At 54.1% G+C, this 17,205-nt stretch carries 13 protein-coding genes and 2 pseudogenes; 13 read left to right on the forward strand and 2 right to left on the reverse strand.

Features of this window, described 5'->3' with window-relative positions:
* Window positions 1–364: 364 nt before the first annotated feature.
* From ACR0JR_RS15105 to ACR0JR_RS15140, 8 genes are all read left to right on the forward strand, one after another.
* The gene (locus ACR0JR_RS15105) at window positions 365–1,579 is read left to right on the forward strand and encodes a glycosyltransferase family protein (protein ID WP_480456856.1); all 1,215 of its coding nucleotides are present in this window, start codon (window positions 365–367) and stop codon (window positions 1,577–1,579) included.
* Window positions 1,576–2,823 (forward strand): glycosyltransferase family 4 protein, encoded by a 1,248-nt coding sequence (locus tag ACR0JR_RS15110; protein WP_480456857.1) that lies wholly within the window; start codon window positions 1,576–1,578, stop codon window positions 2,821–2,823. Before ACR0JR_RS15105 ends, ACR0JR_RS15110 begins: the two co-directional genes overlap by 4 nt.
* On the forward strand, window positions 2,823–3,893 hold the full coding sequence (locus tag ACR0JR_RS15115) for a glycosyltransferase family 4 protein (protein WP_480456858.1): 1,071 nt from the start codon (window positions 2,823–2,825) through the stop codon (window positions 3,891–3,893). Before ACR0JR_RS15110 ends, ACR0JR_RS15115 begins: the two co-directional genes overlap by 1 nt.
* 2 nt (window positions 3,894–3,895) lie before the next feature.
* Window positions 3,896–4,480, forward strand: a complete 585-nt coding sequence (locus ACR0JR_RS15120) for a histidine phosphatase family protein (protein WP_480456859.1) — start codon at window positions 3,896–3,898, stop codon at window positions 4,478–4,480.
* The gene (locus ACR0JR_RS15125) at window positions 4,477–5,619 is read left to right on the forward strand and encodes a glycosyltransferase family protein (protein WP_480456861.1); all 1,143 of its coding nucleotides are present in this window, start codon (window positions 4,477–4,479) and stop codon (window positions 5,617–5,619) included. The genes ACR0JR_RS15120 and ACR0JR_RS15125 overlap by 4 nt, the downstream gene beginning before the upstream one ends.
* Complete coding sequence (locus tag ACR0JR_RS15130; RefSeq protein WP_480456863.1) at window positions 5,616–6,389, forward strand: polysaccharide deacetylase family protein; 774 nt, start codon at window positions 5,616–5,618, stop codon at window positions 6,387–6,389. The genes ACR0JR_RS15125 and ACR0JR_RS15130 overlap by 4 nt, the downstream gene beginning before the upstream one ends.
* Complete coding sequence (locus tag ACR0JR_RS15135) at window positions 6,386–6,862, forward strand: class I SAM-dependent methyltransferase (RefSeq protein ID WP_480456864.1); 477 nt, start codon at window positions 6,386–6,388, stop codon at window positions 6,860–6,862. Before ACR0JR_RS15130 ends, ACR0JR_RS15135 begins: the two co-directional genes overlap by 4 nt.
* A gap of 280 nt (window positions 6,863–7,142) precedes the next feature.
* Entirely contained in the window at window positions 7,143–7,637 is a 495-nt protein-coding gene (locus ACR0JR_RS15140; protein WP_480456866.1) for a tetratricopeptide repeat protein, read from the forward strand.
* A 251-nt stretch (window positions 7,638–7,888) separates the two neighbouring features.
* On the opposite strand, the gene ACR0JR_RS15145 is transcribed toward ACR0JR_RS15140, so the two are convergent.
* Window positions 7,889–8,809, reverse strand: a complete 921-nt coding sequence (locus ACR0JR_RS15145; RefSeq protein WP_480456867.1) for a haloalkane dehalogenase — start codon at window positions 8,807–8,809, stop codon at window positions 7,889–7,891.
* A gap of 750 nt (window positions 8,810–9,559) precedes the next feature.
* On the opposite strand from ACR0JR_RS15145, the gene ACR0JR_RS15150 reads away from it, so the two are divergent.
* The 4 genes and pseudogenes from ACR0JR_RS15150 to ACR0JR_RS15165 all read left to right on the forward strand — a co-directional run bounded on the left by ACR0JR_RS15150 (window position 9,560) and on the right by ACR0JR_RS15165 (window position 15,231).
* Window positions 9,560–12,211, forward strand: coding sequence for an AsmA family protein (locus ACR0JR_RS15150; protein WP_480456869.1), 2,652 nt, complete (start codon window positions 9,560–9,562; stop codon window positions 12,209–12,211).
* Window positions 12,212–12,369: 158 nt separating this feature from the next.
* Window positions 12,370–13,751, forward strand: a pseudogene (locus ACR0JR_RS15155) (IS1182 family transposase).
* 219 nt (window positions 13,752–13,970) lie between these two features.
* A pseudogene (locus ACR0JR_RS15160) lies at window positions 13,971–14,197 on the forward strand (IS110 family transposase); the annotation flags it as partial.
* A gap of 305 nt (window positions 14,198–14,502) precedes the next feature.
* On the forward strand, window positions 14,503–15,231 hold the full coding sequence (locus tag ACR0JR_RS15165) for an SDR family NAD(P)-dependent oxidoreductase (RefSeq protein ID WP_480456871.1): 729 nt from the start codon (window positions 14,503–14,505) through the stop codon (window positions 15,229–15,231).
* Between the two features lie 48 nt (window positions 15,232–15,279).
* Here ACR0JR_RS15165 and ACR0JR_RS15170 read toward each other — a convergent pair whose 3' ends face one another.
* The gene (locus tag ACR0JR_RS15170; RefSeq protein WP_480456873.1) at window positions 15,280–16,035 is read right to left on the reverse strand and encodes an N-acyl homoserine lactonase family protein; all 756 of its coding nucleotides are present in this window, start codon (window positions 16,033–16,035) and stop codon (window positions 15,280–15,282) included.
* Window positions 16,036–16,076: 41 nt separating this feature from the next.
* On the opposite strand from ACR0JR_RS15170, the gene ACR0JR_RS15175 reads away from it, so the two are divergent.
* Window positions 16,077–17,195 carry a pyridoxal phosphate-dependent aminotransferase gene (locus ACR0JR_RS15175; RefSeq protein WP_480456874.1) on the forward strand — a complete coding sequence of 373 codons (1,119 nt, stop codon included), beginning with the start codon at window positions 16,077–16,079 and terminating at the stop codon, window positions 17,193–17,195.
* Window positions 17,196–17,205: the final 10 nt, after the last annotated feature.

A 17,205-nucleotide genomic window follows, 5' to 3' on the forward strand; every position in this document is an offset into this window, starting at 1 on the left:
CACAGTTGCCGGCAAGACTACAGAAGCTTGGTCTGCTGTTCAAATCATCCGCGCACGCATAGGCATCTTTGCGAATGGCAAGTGGCCTCGGCGCAAACGTCTGGATAAGGTATTTTCAAGCAACCAAAAATTGAATATGACGGCCTGAGCCCTAGGATCGCACGCAATCTTGTTCATTGCGGGCAATCGCCAACAAAGGGGCCGCGTCACGTTGACGACAAGGTAACGAATATGCTGTTGCCAATTCGCAATGTTTGGCGCATTTGCAGGGAAAAATTCCCACCTTTTGCGCGCAGGCGCGAATGAAATAGGATACTCAGGTGCAAACGCGCGGAGTTGCATCGGAACCGAAACAGGCGAAGGCATGAGCCGAGGTAACAAAAACGAACATCACGGCCGCGCGCCTCGTATCCTGCTATACAGTCACGACACGTTCGGTCTGGGCCATTTGCGCCGGTCTCGAGCTTTGGCGGCAGCGATTACACAGGCCGATCAACGCGCTTCGGCTTTGATCTTGACCGGCTCTCCGGTAGCGGGTCGTTTTACTTTTCCACGACGGGTCGACCATGTTCGCCTGCCTGGCGTCACCAAACGCTCGGACGGTTCTTACGCCTCACAAACCATTGGCATGGGGATTGATGATGTAACTGAGCTGCGTGCAAGCCTTATCCAAACAGCTGTTACGCAATTTGACCCAGATGTTCTGATCGTCGACAAAGAACCGACCGGGTTTCGCGGTGAATTGTTGCCGACGCTGGAATATCTTGAGAGCTCGGGTTCGACCAAGCTGGTTCTGGGTCTGCGCGATGTTCTGGACGAACCCGATGTACTGGCCGCCGAATGGGAACGCAAAGAAGCGATCTCGGCAACCGAGCGTTTCTACGATGAGATCTGGGTATATGGCTTGCGCTCGATCTATGACCCGACACAAGGTCTACGCCTCAGTCCGGCAGCGCAACAACGCATGCACTGGACCGGATATCTAAGGCGTGATCTGGGGCCTGTCGGTGAGCCGCCCGAGCAACCTTATATCCTGATTACGCCCGGCGGTGGCGGCGATGGCAAAGCGATGGTCAACCTCGTGCTGTCCGCCTATGAGAAAGACCCAGACCTATCTCCGCGTGCCGTGCTGGTCTATGGACCATTCCTGTCAGGTGAATTGCGCGAGGATTTTGAAACCCGCGTCGCCGCACTTGATGGCCGGGTCACAGCTGTAGGCTTTGAATCTCAGATCGAAACGCTGTTCGCCGGAGCAGCCGGTGTGGTCTGCATGGGCGGCTACAATACATTCTGCGAAGTACTGTCCTTCGACAAGCGCGCGGTCATCGTCCCGCGCACAACACCCCGTCTGGAACAATGGATACGCGCCTCTCGCGCGGAAGATCTTGGACTGGTGCGAATGCTCGATGAAAATCGTGACGGTCTGACGGCGGACGCGATGATCCACGCGATCCGTAATCTTCCCCTTCAGCCCTTGCCGTCGCAAGCCATAAGCGCCGGTTTGCTGGATGGTCTGAACTACGTCACCCATCGCATCACCGCACTACTAGCCGCAGAACAAGAGCGCGCGACAGGATGATCAAAAAACACCCCAGGCTTGCGGTGCTAGTCAAAGGCTGGCCGCGCCTGTCCGAGACGTTCATTGCCCAAGAACTCGTTGCCTTGCAGGAGGCTGGCCACAACTTCGATATCTGGTCTTTGCGCCATCCGACCGACGCCAAGCGACACCCGCTGCATGATCGTTTCAATGGGCAAGTACGCTATCTGCCAGAATACCTTTATGACGAACCAGAACGGCTCGCCGCTGCACGCGCCGTCGCTTCGGGTTTGCCCGGATACCAAGAGGCCTATCGGGTCTGGCGGCAAGACCTGCGCCGAGACCAAACCCATAACCGCATTCGCCGGTTCGGACAGGCCTGCGTGCTAGCTGCCGAGTTACCTGAGGAAACGCAAGCGTTGTACGCGCACTTCATGCACACGCCATCGTCGGTCGCCCGTTACGCTGCGATCATGCGCGGCCTGCCGTGGAGTTTCTCAGCGCACGCCAAAGATATTTGGACTTCGCCAGACTGGGAAAAGGCGGAAAAGCTGCACCTGAAAAGTCACGGAGCCACTTTTGGGGCAACCTGCACCGCAATCGGTGCAGCGCATTTGCGCGAATTGGCCGATGATCCTGCGCGCGTTGAGTTGATTTATCACGGTCTGGACCTGTCCCGTTTTCCGGCGCCCCCTGAGCGTAACCAGCGGGCGGTCGAGGCAACCTTTTATATGCTTTCAGTCGGGCGGTTGGTCGAGAAAAAGGGCTTTGATCGCCTTATCGACGCGTTTGCTCTGCTCCCTCAAACTTTGGACTGGCACTGGACCCATATCGGCGGGGGAACACTGGCCAAAAAACTGAGTGCACAGGCCGATGCCGCAGGGCTGTCAGATCGGGTCACCTGGATGGGTGCATGCGACCAGCCTGAGGTCATTGCCGAGATGCGCCGCTCTGACCTGTTTGTGCTGCCCAGCCGGATTGCTGAAGATGGTGACCGGGATGGCCTGCCCAACGTGTTGATGGAGGCGGCGTCTCAGCGCCTTCCGATTTTGTCGACGCCCATATCGGCGATCCCAGAGTTCATCGAAACTGGCGTCCATGGAATTCTATCGTTGGACGACCCGGTAGCGTTGGCCTCCGCCATTTCCAACCTTGCCCAAAACCCGGCCAAAACCGCGCAAATGGCAGAGGCAGCGTATGACCGATTGATCGCCGACTTTCGTATGGATCCGGGCATACGTCGCCTGTCCGAGCGGTTAAACGCATTGTGCACGGATGGTCGGTGATGGCTTGGGTGGCTTTTTATGCGCCGATGAAATCCCCCGACAGCCCCAAGCCTTCGGGCGACCGCGAAATGGCACGCAACCTGATCACCGCAATCCGCGCCCAAAACAACATTGTTGAACTCGCATCAGACCTGCGGATTTACGACAAGAAGGGTGAGCTCCCACTTCAGGATCAGTTGCGAGACAAAGCGATGGTCGAAGCTACGCGGCTGATCACGGAACTGCCATCGGACACAGACCTTTGGGTGACATATCACAACTACTACAAAGCGCCGGACCTATTGGGCCCCGCAGTATGTCGCGCGCGGGGTATCCCATATGTACAACTGGAAAGCACCCGTGCCACCAGTCGGCTCTCGGGTCCATGGGCCGGCTTTGCCCAGTCGGCGCACGACGCCTGTGATGCCGCGCAGATAATATTTTATCACACAGCCAACGATCTGATCACGCTAAAGCGCGAGAAATTCGACGCACAAATATTGGTAGAATTGCCCCCGTTTCTACCTGTTGCTGAATTGCCTTCCGCATCTACCCGCGATGGCCCGATGCTGACCGTGGGTATGATGCGTCCAGGGGACAAATTGGCCTCGTACACGATTTTGGCCGAGACGCTGGAGCATCTCACAGGCGATTGGGTGCTGGACATCGCTGGCGATGGCCCTGCCCGCCCCGAAGTCGAAGCGCTGATGGCGCGGTTCGGGTCCCGCGTCAGATTTCTGGGTCAGCTCGATCGAGACACATTGCAAAAGCACTACCGTCAGGCATCGCTGTTTGTCTGGCCCGGCGTCAACGAAGCCTATGGCATGGTCTATCTTGAGGCCCAGGCCAGCGGTGTCCCGGTCGTGGCACAAGATCGCCCCGGCGTGCGTGATGTACTGATGCCCTCTGATCATCCCAATGTAAGTTCGGGCACCAAAGGGCTGGCCGCTCGTATACAGTTGCTCTTGGATGATCCCGACCTTCGGCGAACCGAGGGTGATCGCGTCCGCGCCTACATCGCGCAACGCCATCTGATCCCGTCGGCGACGGATCGGTTCTGGACTGCCGTGCGCCCCTTGTTGGAGAAATGACAATGACCCGACTTGCCCTATTGCGCCACGGACATACCGAATGGAACCGCGCAGGTCGCATTCAGGGTCGCAGCGATATTCCCCTGGATATTGATGCCCGTGCCGAGCTTGCAGGATATCGTCTGCCACCGCCGTGGGATACTGCATCGATCTGGTCCAGCCCGCTAAGTCGCGCAGCTGAAACCGCTGAACTTGTATCTGGCAAAGCCCCCAAAACATTCAAAGCGTTGACCGAGATGAACTGGGGAGATTGGGAAGGGCAACGCGGCGTGGACCTGATCGCAATTCCCGACAGCGGCTATCGTCATATTGAAGAGTGGGGTTGGGATTATCGACCACCCAACGGTGAAAGCCCGGCAGAACTTTGGGCAAGAATCGCGCCATGGCTGGATGGCCTGACGGGCGACAATCTTGCTGTCTGCCATATCGGCATCATGCGGGTGATTTTGGCCAAGGCCTGGGGCTGGAACTTTGCAGGCCCCGCCCCGTTCAAAATTAAACGCAACAGGTTGTTTGTCATCGAGTTGAATCCGATGCGGACCCAGCCCGAACCCGTCCGCCTGCTTGCGCGTGAGGCCCGAAAATGAAGGTGATGATCGTCGTTACCCACCTGTTGGGCACCGGGCATCTGAGCCGGGCACTGACATTGGCGCGCGCATTCGCTGATCAGAACCATGAGGTTCTTGTCGTTTCCGGAGGTATGCCCGCACCGCAGCTGGATACGACCGGGATGTCTCTGCTGGGTTTGCCGCCGCTGAGGTCGGATGGCACCGATTTTACCCGATTGCTAGATCAGGATGGTACCGTTGCAGACGCCGCCTATTTCGAAGCACGCGCAACCGGACTGGTTCAGGCAGTACGCAGCTTCGGGCCGCAGGTTCTGATCACCGAGCTATATCCGTTTGGACGACGTTCGCTCGCAGCAGAGTTCCAAGCGGCAATAAAAGTCGCGCGGGGGATCTCTCGCCCCCCTGTTATACTGAGTTCAATCCGCGATATTCTTGCGCCGCCATCAAAGCCTGCAAAAGCGATCCGAACGGACGAAGTTATTGCAGAGTTTTATGACGGTGTTCTGGTCCATGCCGACCCTCGGATCACACCGCTCGACATCAGTTGGCCTGTTTCATCGCAACTGGCAGCACAGCTGCACTACACTGGTTTCGTCGCACCGAGCGCACCACCAAGCCATCCGGAGGATACAGGTCGGGACGAGATCATCGTAAGTGCCGGTGGCGGATCAGTTGGCCAACCGATCTTTCAGGCGGCCATTGAGGCCGCCCGAAAGATGCCCAACAGGCGCTGGCGCCTGTTGGTCGGAGGACAGGATGCCAAAGCGCGCATCGCCGAGCTTTCGCAGTTGGCCGAGGGGGCAACGGTTATTCTGGAACCCGTTCGCCCCGATTTTCGCCAAATGCTTCCGCTTGTTGCGGCCTCGGTTAGTATGTGCGGCTACAATACTGCCATGGACCTGCTGCAATGCGGTGCCCCTGCTGTGTTGATCCCATTCGACGACGGCAAAGAGGTTGAGCAGGGATTGCGTGCGCGTGCGCTTTCGCAATTGGAAGGGGTTGAGGTACTGAACAGTTCTGAACTATCCGGATCCTCACTGCTGAACGCACTGGATCGTGTCATGTCGGGTCTTGTTCGTCCTCCAATGACTGAAGGTTTTGATGGCGCCCGTCGATCGGTGGAAATTGCGACAGACTTGTATGAGGCCCGCCGATGAGCCTTGATTGGCAACCCTTGATGACTGAGTTGCAGCGCTGGGAAGAAGCGGACTTGACGCTACCCTTGTGGTGGCGCGATGACGACTCGATCACGGTGACGCCACAGCTCGAAAATCTCACCGTGATGTCCGTTGAGCTGGGACTGCCGGTCCATCTGGCGGTGATCCCGCGCCCAGCTGAGGTGTCATTGGCGGATTATGTGCGTGATCACACCGTCTTAATCCCGGTTGTGCATGGCTGGGCGCATCAGAACCACGCACCCATCGGTGAAAAGAAAGCCGAGTTCCGTTTGCACCGACCAATCGAAGCCATTGTTTCTGACGCAAGGGCCGGACTGAATCGGCTACAGAATCTGTTCGGTGATCAGTTACGCCCGATGTTTGTGCCACCTTGGAACCGGATTGATCCTGAAGTTACAGCACATCTCCGAGGGCTGGGTTTTCGGATAATATCGACCGCAACACCTCGGAAATCACCACTCGCCGCTCTTGGTCTCGAGCAGGTAAATACGCATCTCGATCCTATCGACTGGCGCGGAACTCGCGGCTTGGCTGACCCGAATACGCTGATTTCGCAGGTGGTCGTGCTGCTACAGGATCGACGCACCGGGCGCGCAGACAATGCAGAAGCATTTGGGGTGTTGACGCATCATCTGGTCCATGATCAGGACATCTGGACGTTTACGAAAGACCTGTTGCACAGGCTGCTTGATGGGCCAGGAATTCCTTGGACTGCGCCATGCGACGAAATTCTAGGAGAACCCGAATGAGTCGACTGGATTCCATGCTGCGACGCCTGACCGCGCAACGCGACGGGTTGAATTGGGCCGCTGCACAGATCGACGCCATGGACGGAGATGTTCTAGACTTGGGGCTGGGCAATGGACGTACCTATGACCATTTACGCGAGATCCTGCCTTTACGCCGAATTTGGGTAATGGATCGCGTATTGCAATGCCATCCTGACAGCACGCCTCCTGCAGAAGATTTTCTGCAAGGCGAAGCGGAACCGATGTTACTGAAATTGGCGGAAGCTGGCCATACTATCGCACTAGCGCACTATGATTTTGGTCGCGGGATCAAGTCAGACGACGTTGCCGAAGCAGCCCGCCTGAGCCCTCTGGTCAAACAGGTGATGTGCCCCGGCGGCTTGCTGATATCAGGACAACCCCTGGTAGGTTTCACCCCGATACAGGGCCCTGAAACCATCGCACCTGATCGCTATCTGTTTTATCGCGCCTGATGCAACTTCATATGCTGCTCCAAGCGATCAACAAGCAATTTGGTCACCAAAATGAGCAAGTGTACCGTACTTTGGGGATGCTGGTAGCAGAAGAGTGACTTGAACCCCCGGCACGCGGATAATGATTGAGTCTCAGTATCGCCACGAGAGACCACAAACCGAGACATCCGACAACATCAACTTATTGGCCACGTTGAGTTTCAGGTGTGCAAACCGCCACATCCGACCACACGCCGCCACACCCAACCACACGGGTGTTTGTAACCCAAACGATCACCTAGTGCGGACCGTTCGCGGCACGCTATCGCTCATCTGTCTCGGTGATCTCAAGGCTGCTCACGTTGATCTGGAGGAGGCCCTGAATCTTAACCCAAACTACTATCACGCCATCAATGCAATGGCGTTAGTCGAACTTGCAGAAGGTGATTTAGAAAACGCGGCTAGGCTGTCGCAAATCGCGCTGAGCTGTGATCCTGCATATCCCTATCGACATCTATATTACCGAGATGCAGGGCTCGTTGCACTGGTGGGTGGAGACTACGGCAGCGCCCTCAAGCATCTGATGTTGGCCAGCCATTCAGCGCCAGGATTGCCCGCGAATTTAGCTCTGTTGAGTGCGGTTCATTCACTGGCAGGGGACACTGATGAAGCCCGGCTGCAATACAAACACTTAAAGCAAATTTCAAAGGATTTTGATCCAGAACACCTCGCACGGTTTCCGTTTTGGGATAGATCGATTGCTGACTTGGTTTCTAATGCCTTGATTGAGTTGTAGATAAATTAATCCAAAGGTTCGATTGGTCCGCAACACGGAAATCACCACGCTTGGATGTGAAGCTCCGGTTTGGAACTAACCCGGACATTGCAGACTTACGAGAATGGCTCAAATGAAATCTCCCGTTCCCAAACGGCGAACATGCTGGGGTGAGTGCGGTCAATCATGCTCGTCGCGGAAAATGGCAGCGAAGAGCCCGAAGTGACTGATGCAGCGGTCTGCACGAAGTTCGTAATTCTCAACCTTTAGGGCTAAATGGGATGCCCTCTATCTTCCCACGCAGACAAGCACGCGCGAGCAACTTGTTCGCCGTTGGCCTCCTGAACGAAGTGTCCTGCGTCTGGCAACATCAGAGGTGGGCGAACTACGCCCAATATTTCGTGCATGCGTTTCATCAGCCTCGGCGGGATCAGAACATCTGCTTCTCCTATCGCCATGAAGCTGTCGCCAGACCAGTCAGTTTTCCACCATGCCGCTGCACGTCGTGACACATCAACGCCCTCCATGTCGGGTTCGGTCATCACCAGCGACGGGAACTTCCGCACCCCGCCCCGATAACGCGCGTCCGGGAAAGGGGCGGCGTAAGCGGCCGCAACTTCATCGCTCATGCCGGGCACGTACTTTTGAAACAATGCGGCCACGTCATAGTCCGGGTGGGTTCGGTGGAACTCCCTCCATGCATCGAACCCTTCGCTGCTACGGCCACCCAAGCCAAGAACTGTGTTCATAACCAATAACCGATTGAAGCGATCAGGCATGTCTGGTGGAATGGTAAGACCAAGAAGCCCACCCCAATCCTGTACAACGAGTGTAATGCCTTTGAGATCGAGCGTTTCAATCAACTCGATCAAGCTCTGTCTGTGAAATGTGAAAGTGTAGCAATTGTCTTGGATAGGTTTGTCAGACCGGCCGAAACCGAACAGGTCAGGAACGACAACTCGGGCGCCAGTCTCGAGAAAGACCGGGATCATATGCCGATACAAAAAACCCCATGAAGGCTGTCCATGAAGGCACAAGAACACCCGCTCTGCGTCCTGTGGACCTTCGTCTATTCTTGCCATCCGCAGGCCTTCATACCCGGCCAACTGATCTTCGTATCGAGGATGCCAGGCGAAATCAGACAAGTTCAGAAAACGGTCTTTTGGCGTACGTACAGCTTCGATAGGTGACAATCATGCCCCCTGCATTTCGGTTTCTGTTGGCTAAATTTGCATCTTTCAGAGTTTTCTCACAAGCGGACATTCGTAACTCATGATTGAATGCCAGTTCTTCCCATGCTGGGGCGCCCGATCCTAATCGGGAGGGAGTTATTCTGTTCACGTAGGCAGATTTATAGCTGATAAGCCAAGTGCCAGCATTAGTGATGACACGGCACCAAGCCAAACTGCAGCAACACGGTAAGCATTTCCAACGCAAGGCCTCATAAAGCGCTCTTTGATCCATCGGCCCCACCCAAGAGATGCAATAGACCGATATTGACTCCGACTAAGGAGCCGGACAATGTGAACAATCTGTCTCGTAACGGCCCCGGCTCTGGAACAAAACGCAGCCTGACCCTCTTGTTTTCTGGCTAGTGAGCTCGTCGTGTCATCATTGTTTTATGAATTCATTTGTAGCAGTTACTGAATAAATGAAAGGTATCGAAAGAACCCTGCTTTCTCTCGGTTGGAGGGATAGTCGGACCGATTTAGTCAGCACTCATGCAACGCTCAAGCCTGTCGTTTAGAAACCGGGCGTGAAGCACTAGTCGAACGTCTATCGATTACCCGCTTCTTAGCGGTTCGACTAAATAGGCGAGAATATCGGCTATATAGTCAAGATCATTCAGATTTCAGATCCTTTACTGACCATATACTCCATTAACTTAATGATTAAATGGTCTAGGCTGTCCACTGGATGAATCGGAAATTTAGGAGAAGTACGTGCGATACGTTGCAAAAGGTATATTGATTTGTTTCGTTGTCGCGTGTGTCGCTATGTTGGCAGCTTGGCTTTTTCTGTCTTCTGCGTTGTTTTCTTCGATCAGGACTACTTTCGTCGAAAATCTGATCTCTAAGAAACTTGGTCAGGACGTTAGAATTGAACATGAAGTGCGTCTGGGACTTGGTTGGCAATTGCAGGTGTCAGCGACAGGGCTGGAACTACCCGGTTCTCAGAATGCTGATGTGAAACTTGCAGCAATCGATGAGATCGAGTTTGAAGTTTCCGCGCGCGACCTTTGGAACAGTAAACTGTCACTAAGTGGTCTTTCGCTCTCAGGTGTTCATCTTAACCTAATCACAGACAAAGACGGCTTCGGAAACTGGCAGTCCATTTCCCAAACGGAAGCTGAAGCCGGAAAACCTGCAAATTCCCCGACGCCGCCGTTAGCCGGAATTCTGACGGACCGCAAAATTGATCTGACTGATATCGCCATTTTTTATCAGAACGATTTAAACGGACTTGAGTTGGACCTTCAGCTTCCTCAGCTGCTCTTAAAGCGTGATACGGAAACCGATGTTGCGACGGCAGTCGGGGCCGGTTCGCTAAACGGAGAGAGGTTTGAGCTGAACGCGACATTTCCCGCGAAAGACCCGTTTCAAGTGGCGGTGAACTTTGAACAGATTGCGATTGCCGCAGATGAAGTCCCTCAAGAAAACGGCCTACAAGTGAAGACGAGCATAGAGATTGCAGAACTTGGCCAGTTTCTCGATATCCTGAAGCTTAACCGAGTTTTGGACGGTACGGGGAATATTGGTGTAACGTTCAAATCAGTCGACGGCGTAGCACGGATTGACGGCCTATCTGTATTGGCTGAGTTGGATGGCGGGCAAAGCCTTTCGCTGACGGGGCAGATCGGGGAACTGGGCAACTCGGAAGACGTATCGCTGACAACCCGAATTAGGTTGTACCCAGAAGATGCGGAACCAGCGCCAGCCGCCTCGCGATATGATCTTAAACTTATCGCGGTCGACATGGTTATTGACAGCGTACCCGGGCAGGTGCCGCAGCGACAAATGGTCATTAAGACCAACGGCTTCACGTTGGACACGTCCGGCGAAGGCCCGCCACCGATTAAGTTCTCCGAGCTTTCCAAAACACCAGAAGGCGCCTTAAAGGTCGGAAACATCAACCTGAGAATTGGAAACCCCGCCGATCCGTTTATCATTTTGAACGGTTCGGTCGATGACGCGCTTCAGTTGCAAGGCATATCAGCAGAAGGCCTAATCGATATACCGGCAAGCAGTTTGATCTCGCCAGAATTGTTGGGACCAGACGACCAGCTTGGCAGGTTTTCCGGTGACTTCCACTTGAACGGTGACATCAATCAGCTTTCGCTGACGAATTTGGATGGGAAGACAAGCGATACGGACGTCTGGAACCTTGAAGTGCATGGCACTGTCAAGAATGTACTCAAATTCGAGGACCTGGATTTGGGAATTGATGTCTCAGTCCCATCCGGAGCGGACCTTTTGGAAGCCCTGTCGCTTGAACGCGTCGAAACCGGACAGGCACGCCTTGAAATCGACCTTGTTAGCGAAGGCACCGATTGGAACGCTAGTGCCAATGTTGAGGTCGCCGACTCTGTCTTACAGATATTGGCCGATCTAGATGATGCAACAAGTGAGCCGGTGCTGCGGGGTTCCATTGAGAGTGACCTGATAAAGATAGATCAGATCCGAACTATCGTACAGGCCGCTGCACAGTTGCGGAAAATAGGCGGTCCAGAGCCAGAGGAGAAAGGGTCTAAGCAAGAAGACGAAGGCGATCAAGGTGCGTTGAGAGATGTAACGCTTAAACCTATCGGACGTTCAATTCTCTTGTCCGGTATGGATATGGATGTCGACGTAGACCTTCGTCACATAGAGGGTGCGAAAGGCATCAGCAGTTTGCAGAGCGAACTGATGCTCAACAAAAACGAGCTTAAGGCTGGGCCTTTGAAGTTTGAATACGGAGGCGCAAGCTTCGACGTTAGCGGGCAAATGGATCTATCAAACGACGCGCATCTACTCACTTTGACCGGCAACGCAGGTGGCTGGCAGCTGGATGATATTCTTCACAACCTGAACTTCAAAAAGGGCGCAAGCGGTACAGTCTATGCAGATTTTTCGGTTACAGGCGGAACCGATTCACCCAAGCATTTTGCTAACAGCATGAGCGGCAATGCCACAGTCTCACTGCGTGATGGCTCGATTGAGACTCAGCTTTTAGATCTGGCGGGGCTTGGGGTGCTACCTTGGGTGTTTACCAAGGACAAACAAAAGGTAGCTCCAATTGTATGTTTGCGAGCGCCGATTATTATTTCTAATGGAAACCTCTCGACGAAACAAACCACATTGGAAACAGATCACGTCCAGGTCGTCGTCTTTGGCGCTGTTGATTTGACTGGCAAGGCCTTGGACTTAAATCTCCAACCCCGCAAAATCGGAGAACCTCTTTCGAAAAGCCCCTGGCCAGTGACTTTAAAGGGCCCGCTGGCTAAGCCGAAGGTTAAGGTCAAAGACGGGCCAAAAAGACTGAAACGATCGGATGGTGCGGACAAAATGCCGGTAAAAAGAAAACTTTGCGTTCCGGATATTTTACAACTGCAGTAGTGGCGGAGGCGATCAGTTAAAGTCAAATCTAAAGTTCAGAAAGGCAGACTTTGCTTCCGAAATGCAATTTCTGCTTTGGGCTGATTTTGTTGAAAACTCTTTATTTATTAGGTCGTCAGCGGCTGATTCAATTCTCTCAAGGAACAGGAGGATTGGGGATGATGGGACCGAGGCAAGAGGCGCAGGCGGATTTGTTCTACGAGTTCTCGCTTGAAGATCACGTTCCTCATTATCATTTGGTGCGGTCGATTGACCGGTTTGTTGATCTGACCAGCATCCGCACGCATCTGGCGGGTTTCTACAGCCACCCAGGTCGCCCTTCCATTGACCCAGAACTTATGATCCGCATGCTGCTTATTGGGTATTGCTTTGGCATCCGATCCGAACGGCGACTTTGCGAAGAGGTGCATCTGAACCTCGCCTATCGGTGGTTCTGCCGCCTCGATCTGACGGACCGCATCCCGGATCACTCGAGCTTTTCTAAGAACCGTCATGGTCGCTTCCGCGAAAGCGATCTGCTGCGCCATGTGTTTGAGACGACGGTTGCTCGATGCATGAAGGAAGCTTGGTTGGTGGTCAGGGCTTCGCAGTCGACGCCAGCTTGATCAGTGCCGATGTTCAGAAGCAGAACTCAAGCAATCCCGAAGACTGGGCAGCCCGCGAGATTTGTCCTGATGATGCGCCTCGTGCTGCGCGCGAGTATCTCAACACGTTGGACGACGAAGCCTTTGGGGCGGCGACCACCGCAAAGCCCAAGTTCACAGCCCATGCTGACCCAGCAAGCCAATGGACAGCGGCGCACAAAGGCCCTGCGTTCTTTGCGTATTCCGACAATTATCTCATCGATACGGACCACGGCATCATCATGGATGTGGATGCCAGCCGGTCGAACAAGACCGCTGAAGTCGGTGCGATGCGGAAGATGCTCGACCGGACCGAAGAGCGCTTTGGCGTGAAGCCCGATTGGATCGCGGCAGATACGGCCTACGGATCTTCCGACACTTTGGTCTGGCTGGCTCTGAAGCGCCAAATCCTCCCCTTCATCCCGGTCTTCGACAAGGGTGAACGGACCGACGGAACCTTCTCACGGTCCGACTTCACATGGGATGATGAGAACGACCGCTACATCTGCCCTGACGGCAAAGAGATGCGGCATACATGGCGTACCTATTCTGATCCAAAACGGAATGCGCCAGTTTGGAAATCCAGAAACTATCGGGCACTGAAATCAGACTGCACAGGATGCGAGCTGAAGGCAAAGTGCTGCCCCAACGCTGAAACGCGTTCGGTCCATCGCGATAAATATGAGATCGTCAGAGACTTCGCCCGCCAATACACAGCATCAAAGTTCAATCCCAAGGCGCAGGCGCGACGAAAGAAGGTCGAGATGCTCTTCGCCCATCTCAAACGCATCCTCTGGCTAGGCAGGCTCCGACTACGAGGGCCATGTGGCGTTCAGGACGAGTTTACCCTCGCAGCCACCGCCCAGAGCCTCCGGAAACTGGCCAAACTGAAGCCAATGGTGCCTGTCACAGGGTAGAAAAGCAGCATAGCTACGGATTGCTCCAAGAAATCAGGTCAATAAGCCCAAATGTACCGCCAAGAATAACGAGTTTTTCAACGACATCGGCTCGATGGAGATGTTCGCTGCAACTTGCTTGAACGTCTACTTTGCAGATGGGGTGGATGGCTCCTGCTCCATCGGCGTCGCGATGCGCCATAGTGTAGGTATCGTCATCTGCGAGAGAGGAGCCACCCCATGCAAGTTACCACGATCGGTCTGGATCTGGCCAAGAACGTCTTTCAGGCTCACGATGTCACCGACGAAGGAGAAGACGCTTTCAACCGAAGCCTGCGACGGGCCCAGGTGCTGAAGTTTCTTATGAGCGTGCCCCGTGTCTTGTGGGCATCGAAGCCTGTGGCGCGGGCCACTACTGGGCGCGGGAGATTGCAAAGCTGGGACACGAAGTGCGCCTGATTGCAGCGGGTCGTGGCGCTGCGAGCGCAAGCAGCAATTTTCCGATAGGTCTCCTTCGGGCTCGAATCAGACGTTCGCGGCACTACACCTGAATGAACGCTGTGCGGACGAAGCTTCAATTCGCTACTACGCAGCATCTGGGCAGAAGAATGTTAGAAACGCGCGGAAAGTGGGCTTTGCGAAATCGAGCTTGAGCCCTCAACGGACGTGCACCAAATTCGAGAAGAATTGAATTTCACCGCTTTCGGATGAAAGGGTTGCGAAATTTTTAGTTCGCAGTACCCCAGATATGGCCATGGTTGGAGGAGTGATTATGAAAACAGTGGTTGTGACCGGCGCTGCGGGAGGGATGGGTCAGGCCATCTGTCGCCAATTGCGGACAAATGGGTTTCATGTAATTGGGCTGGACCTCAGTGAAGAGCGACTAGACGAACTTGCGGCAGAACTGGGTTCGGATTTCACGCCTATCCGCGTTGACTTAACAGATCCCATTGCTACCGCTCATACGTTTGATGGAATTAGGTCAGAGTATGGCGGTCTGGATGCTTTGGTAAACAACGCGGGCACCTGCTACATGTCTGACTTCCCGCACATTCCGCCCGAAGAACTCGAACAGCAGATGACAATCAACTTCAACTCTGCGTTCCACTGTTGCCAGCAGGCGGTTCAGTTGATGTTGGAACGCGAAGGCATCAAAAAGATTGTAAATATCTCATCGAACGGAGCTTACAATTTCGATGTGTTCGACCCTCCGCACTACCGGGCGTCAAAAGCGGCGTTGGATACTCTTACGAAAGATCTCGCCCGACGATACGCACAGGAAAAGATCTGTGTGAATTCTCTGGCTCCTGCCATGACTGAGACACCATTGTTTAGTGTATTAACTGAGGAAGTCTTGGAGAAAGCCGTTAGTGCCATGCCGCATGGTCGCGCGATGCTACCTGAGCAAATCGCGTCTTGGGTCGGTTTTCTAATTTCGCCGGCCGGTGATGTTTCCAGTGGGAATGTGATTATTCTGAACCAAGGGCGCGACGTCAGATAACTCCTAGGCGCACCGTTGCATTTATGGAAAATGGTTCACGGGGTGGGATCATCTGTAGACTTCTGGTGCTTTTTTCAGAACAGGCCACTGCTTTGGACAATGCCCATAGATTACAAAGGCATCTCGCTCGGATGCTAGACGCATCAACCTGTCTGCGCTGGCAATCGCTGCATCTTCATCCCAAGACCCGGCAAACTTCTCGTCGATTTCTGCTGGTCGGGAAATCGCATCACTGGTTAATAAAATCGGCCCCGACGGAAGATCGACCATTACCGCGATCTGGCCAGGCGCATGACCGGGTGCCATCAAAACGAAGATACCCGGCCCAATCTCTACGTCGCCATCAACAACGAGGTAATCCTGATCGGGCCATTCCAGAGGCCGCATATCGCCCCAATACAAGGGGTGAGGTAAGGCGCGCTCCGCAGAAGAGATAAGAATTGGACTGCTTGGAAAGTCGCCCAAAGCGCCGATGTGGTCGATATGGGTGTGCGTACAAATCTGCAACGTAATATTCGACGGAACGAGTCCGAGTTTTGCCAGCTGTGCGCATGGCAGATTATCTGGTTCGCACTTCAGAACCTCACCAAACTCGAACAATCGATCTTCTTTGACTGCGGCGTCAGTATCTGTCGCGTATTTTTCAGGAAATCCAGTGTCGATGAGTATTGCTTCTCCCAAATCTGTCCGGATCAGAAACCCGCAGATTCCTATGATGCGGCCAGTGGAATGGACCTTGAACAGCCCGTAGTCCAAAACCGCAAGGTCAATCGGTCGACCTTTGACAAATCCCTCTGCTTGCACAGACTATCTCCCTGATTGACTACAAAGATTTTGAGTAGAGCATGAAAGTCAAGATACACACACTCTTTCAGTACCTACTGGATACCACGGAAGCGGATCCAGAAGCTTTCGTTGGGTTTTCCTTGTCCGAGACGCCGCGTTTGGGTGAGTTCATGGATGCGCTGGATCCTGCGCTGGCGTTGGATTGGAACCAAAAGAGCTTTCGGGGCCTGCCCGCTTTACGACGACATGTCTTGGACCGCGCCGGCTTGTCTGATGTTTGCAAGCCAGACAACGTCCTGATCACCGCCGGCGCAGCAGAAGCCAATTATCTAGCATTCATGCAATTGGTCCAACCGGGCGACGAAGTCGTAACGGAACGCCCGGGCTGGCCACAAGTGGGAGTATTGGCAGAGGCAGTCGGCGCGACGCTCAAAGTTGTCGACCGAGAAGAGAGTGCTGGTTGGTTATTGCCGCTAGACGAAGTTGAGGCGGCAGTAACAGAACGCACGCGGCTCATCTTTATAACCAACCCCAATAACCCCACCGGGCAGTTGATGACCCAAGCAGAGCTGGAAAGGCTTGTTCAGATTGCAGATCGTGTCGGCGCATGGCTGGTTGTTGACGAGGTTTATGCAGGTTTGGAGTGGGTCGGATCCCGCGCCCCTTCGATTGCCGGTTTGTATCCTAGGGGTATCACGACGGGCAGCGTTTCCAAGGCACTGGGGCTCCAGGGGCTACGCACCGGCTGGATGATATGCCGTGATCCAGATCTGATTTGGGACGCTATTATTCTGCGGGAAAACTCGAGCGAAATTATGAATATTCTCGGTGAAGTCATCGCCGAAATCGCCTTAAGGCCTGGCCGATATAATCAGGCTTTGAAAACTGCGCGGGCAGCTGGGATGAAAACGCTGGAACGCCTGGATAGGTTTGTTGCCGATCAGCCCAGCCTCGATTGGGTCAAACCTCAGGCTGGATTGATTGGTTTGGCACTGCTCGATGGGATTGATGGTGATGTTTTTGCCAAACGTTTGCTCGCCGATCCCTATCGGACATTTCTTTTACCGGGTTCGTCTTACGGGATGCAGAACCACATCCGCTTGGGTGTTGGAGGAGGCGCCGCTGCCAACCTAGACCTTGGCCTTGAACGCATGAGCGAACTGTTGACGAACTGGTAGACTCAGGAGC

This window comes from Ruegeria sp. AA3, from assembly GCF_056542905.1.

Bases quoted from the DNA above. Each gene is read 5' to 3' on its own strand.
- ACR0JR_RS15105 (WP_480456856.1), top strand. From the start codon at position 365: ATGAGCCGAGGTAACAAAAACGAACATCACGGCCGCGCGCCTCGTATC.
- ACR0JR_RS15165 (WP_480456871.1), top strand. From the start codon at position 14,503: ATGAAAACAGTGGTTGTGACCGGCGCTGCGGGAGGGATGGGTCAGGCC.
- ACR0JR_RS15135 (WP_480456864.1), top strand. From the start codon at position 6,386: ATGAGTCGACTGGATTCCATGCTGCGACGCCTGACCGCGCAACGCGAC.
- ACR0JR_RS15110 (WP_480456857.1), top strand. From the start codon at position 1,576: ATGATCAAAAAACACCCCAGGCTTGCGGTGCTAGTCAAAGGCTGGCCG.
- ACR0JR_RS15120 (WP_480456859.1), top strand. From the start codon at position 3,896: ATGACCCGACTTGCCCTATTGCGCCACGGACATACCGAATGGAACCGC.
- ACR0JR_RS15115 (WP_480456858.1), top strand. From the start codon at position 2,823: ATGGCTTGGGTGGCTTTTTATGCGCCGATGAAATCCCCCGACAGCCCC.
- ACR0JR_RS15130 (WP_480456863.1), top strand. From the start codon at position 5,616: ATGAGCCTTGATTGGCAACCCTTGATGACTGAGTTGCAGCGCTGGGAA.
- ACR0JR_RS15125 (WP_480456861.1), top strand. From the start codon at position 4,477: ATGAAGGTGATGATCGTCGTTACCCACCTGTTGGGCACCGGGCATCTG.
- ACR0JR_RS15175 (WP_480456874.1), top strand. From the start codon at position 16,077: ATGAAAGTCAAGATACACACACTCTTTCAGTACCTACTGGATACCACG.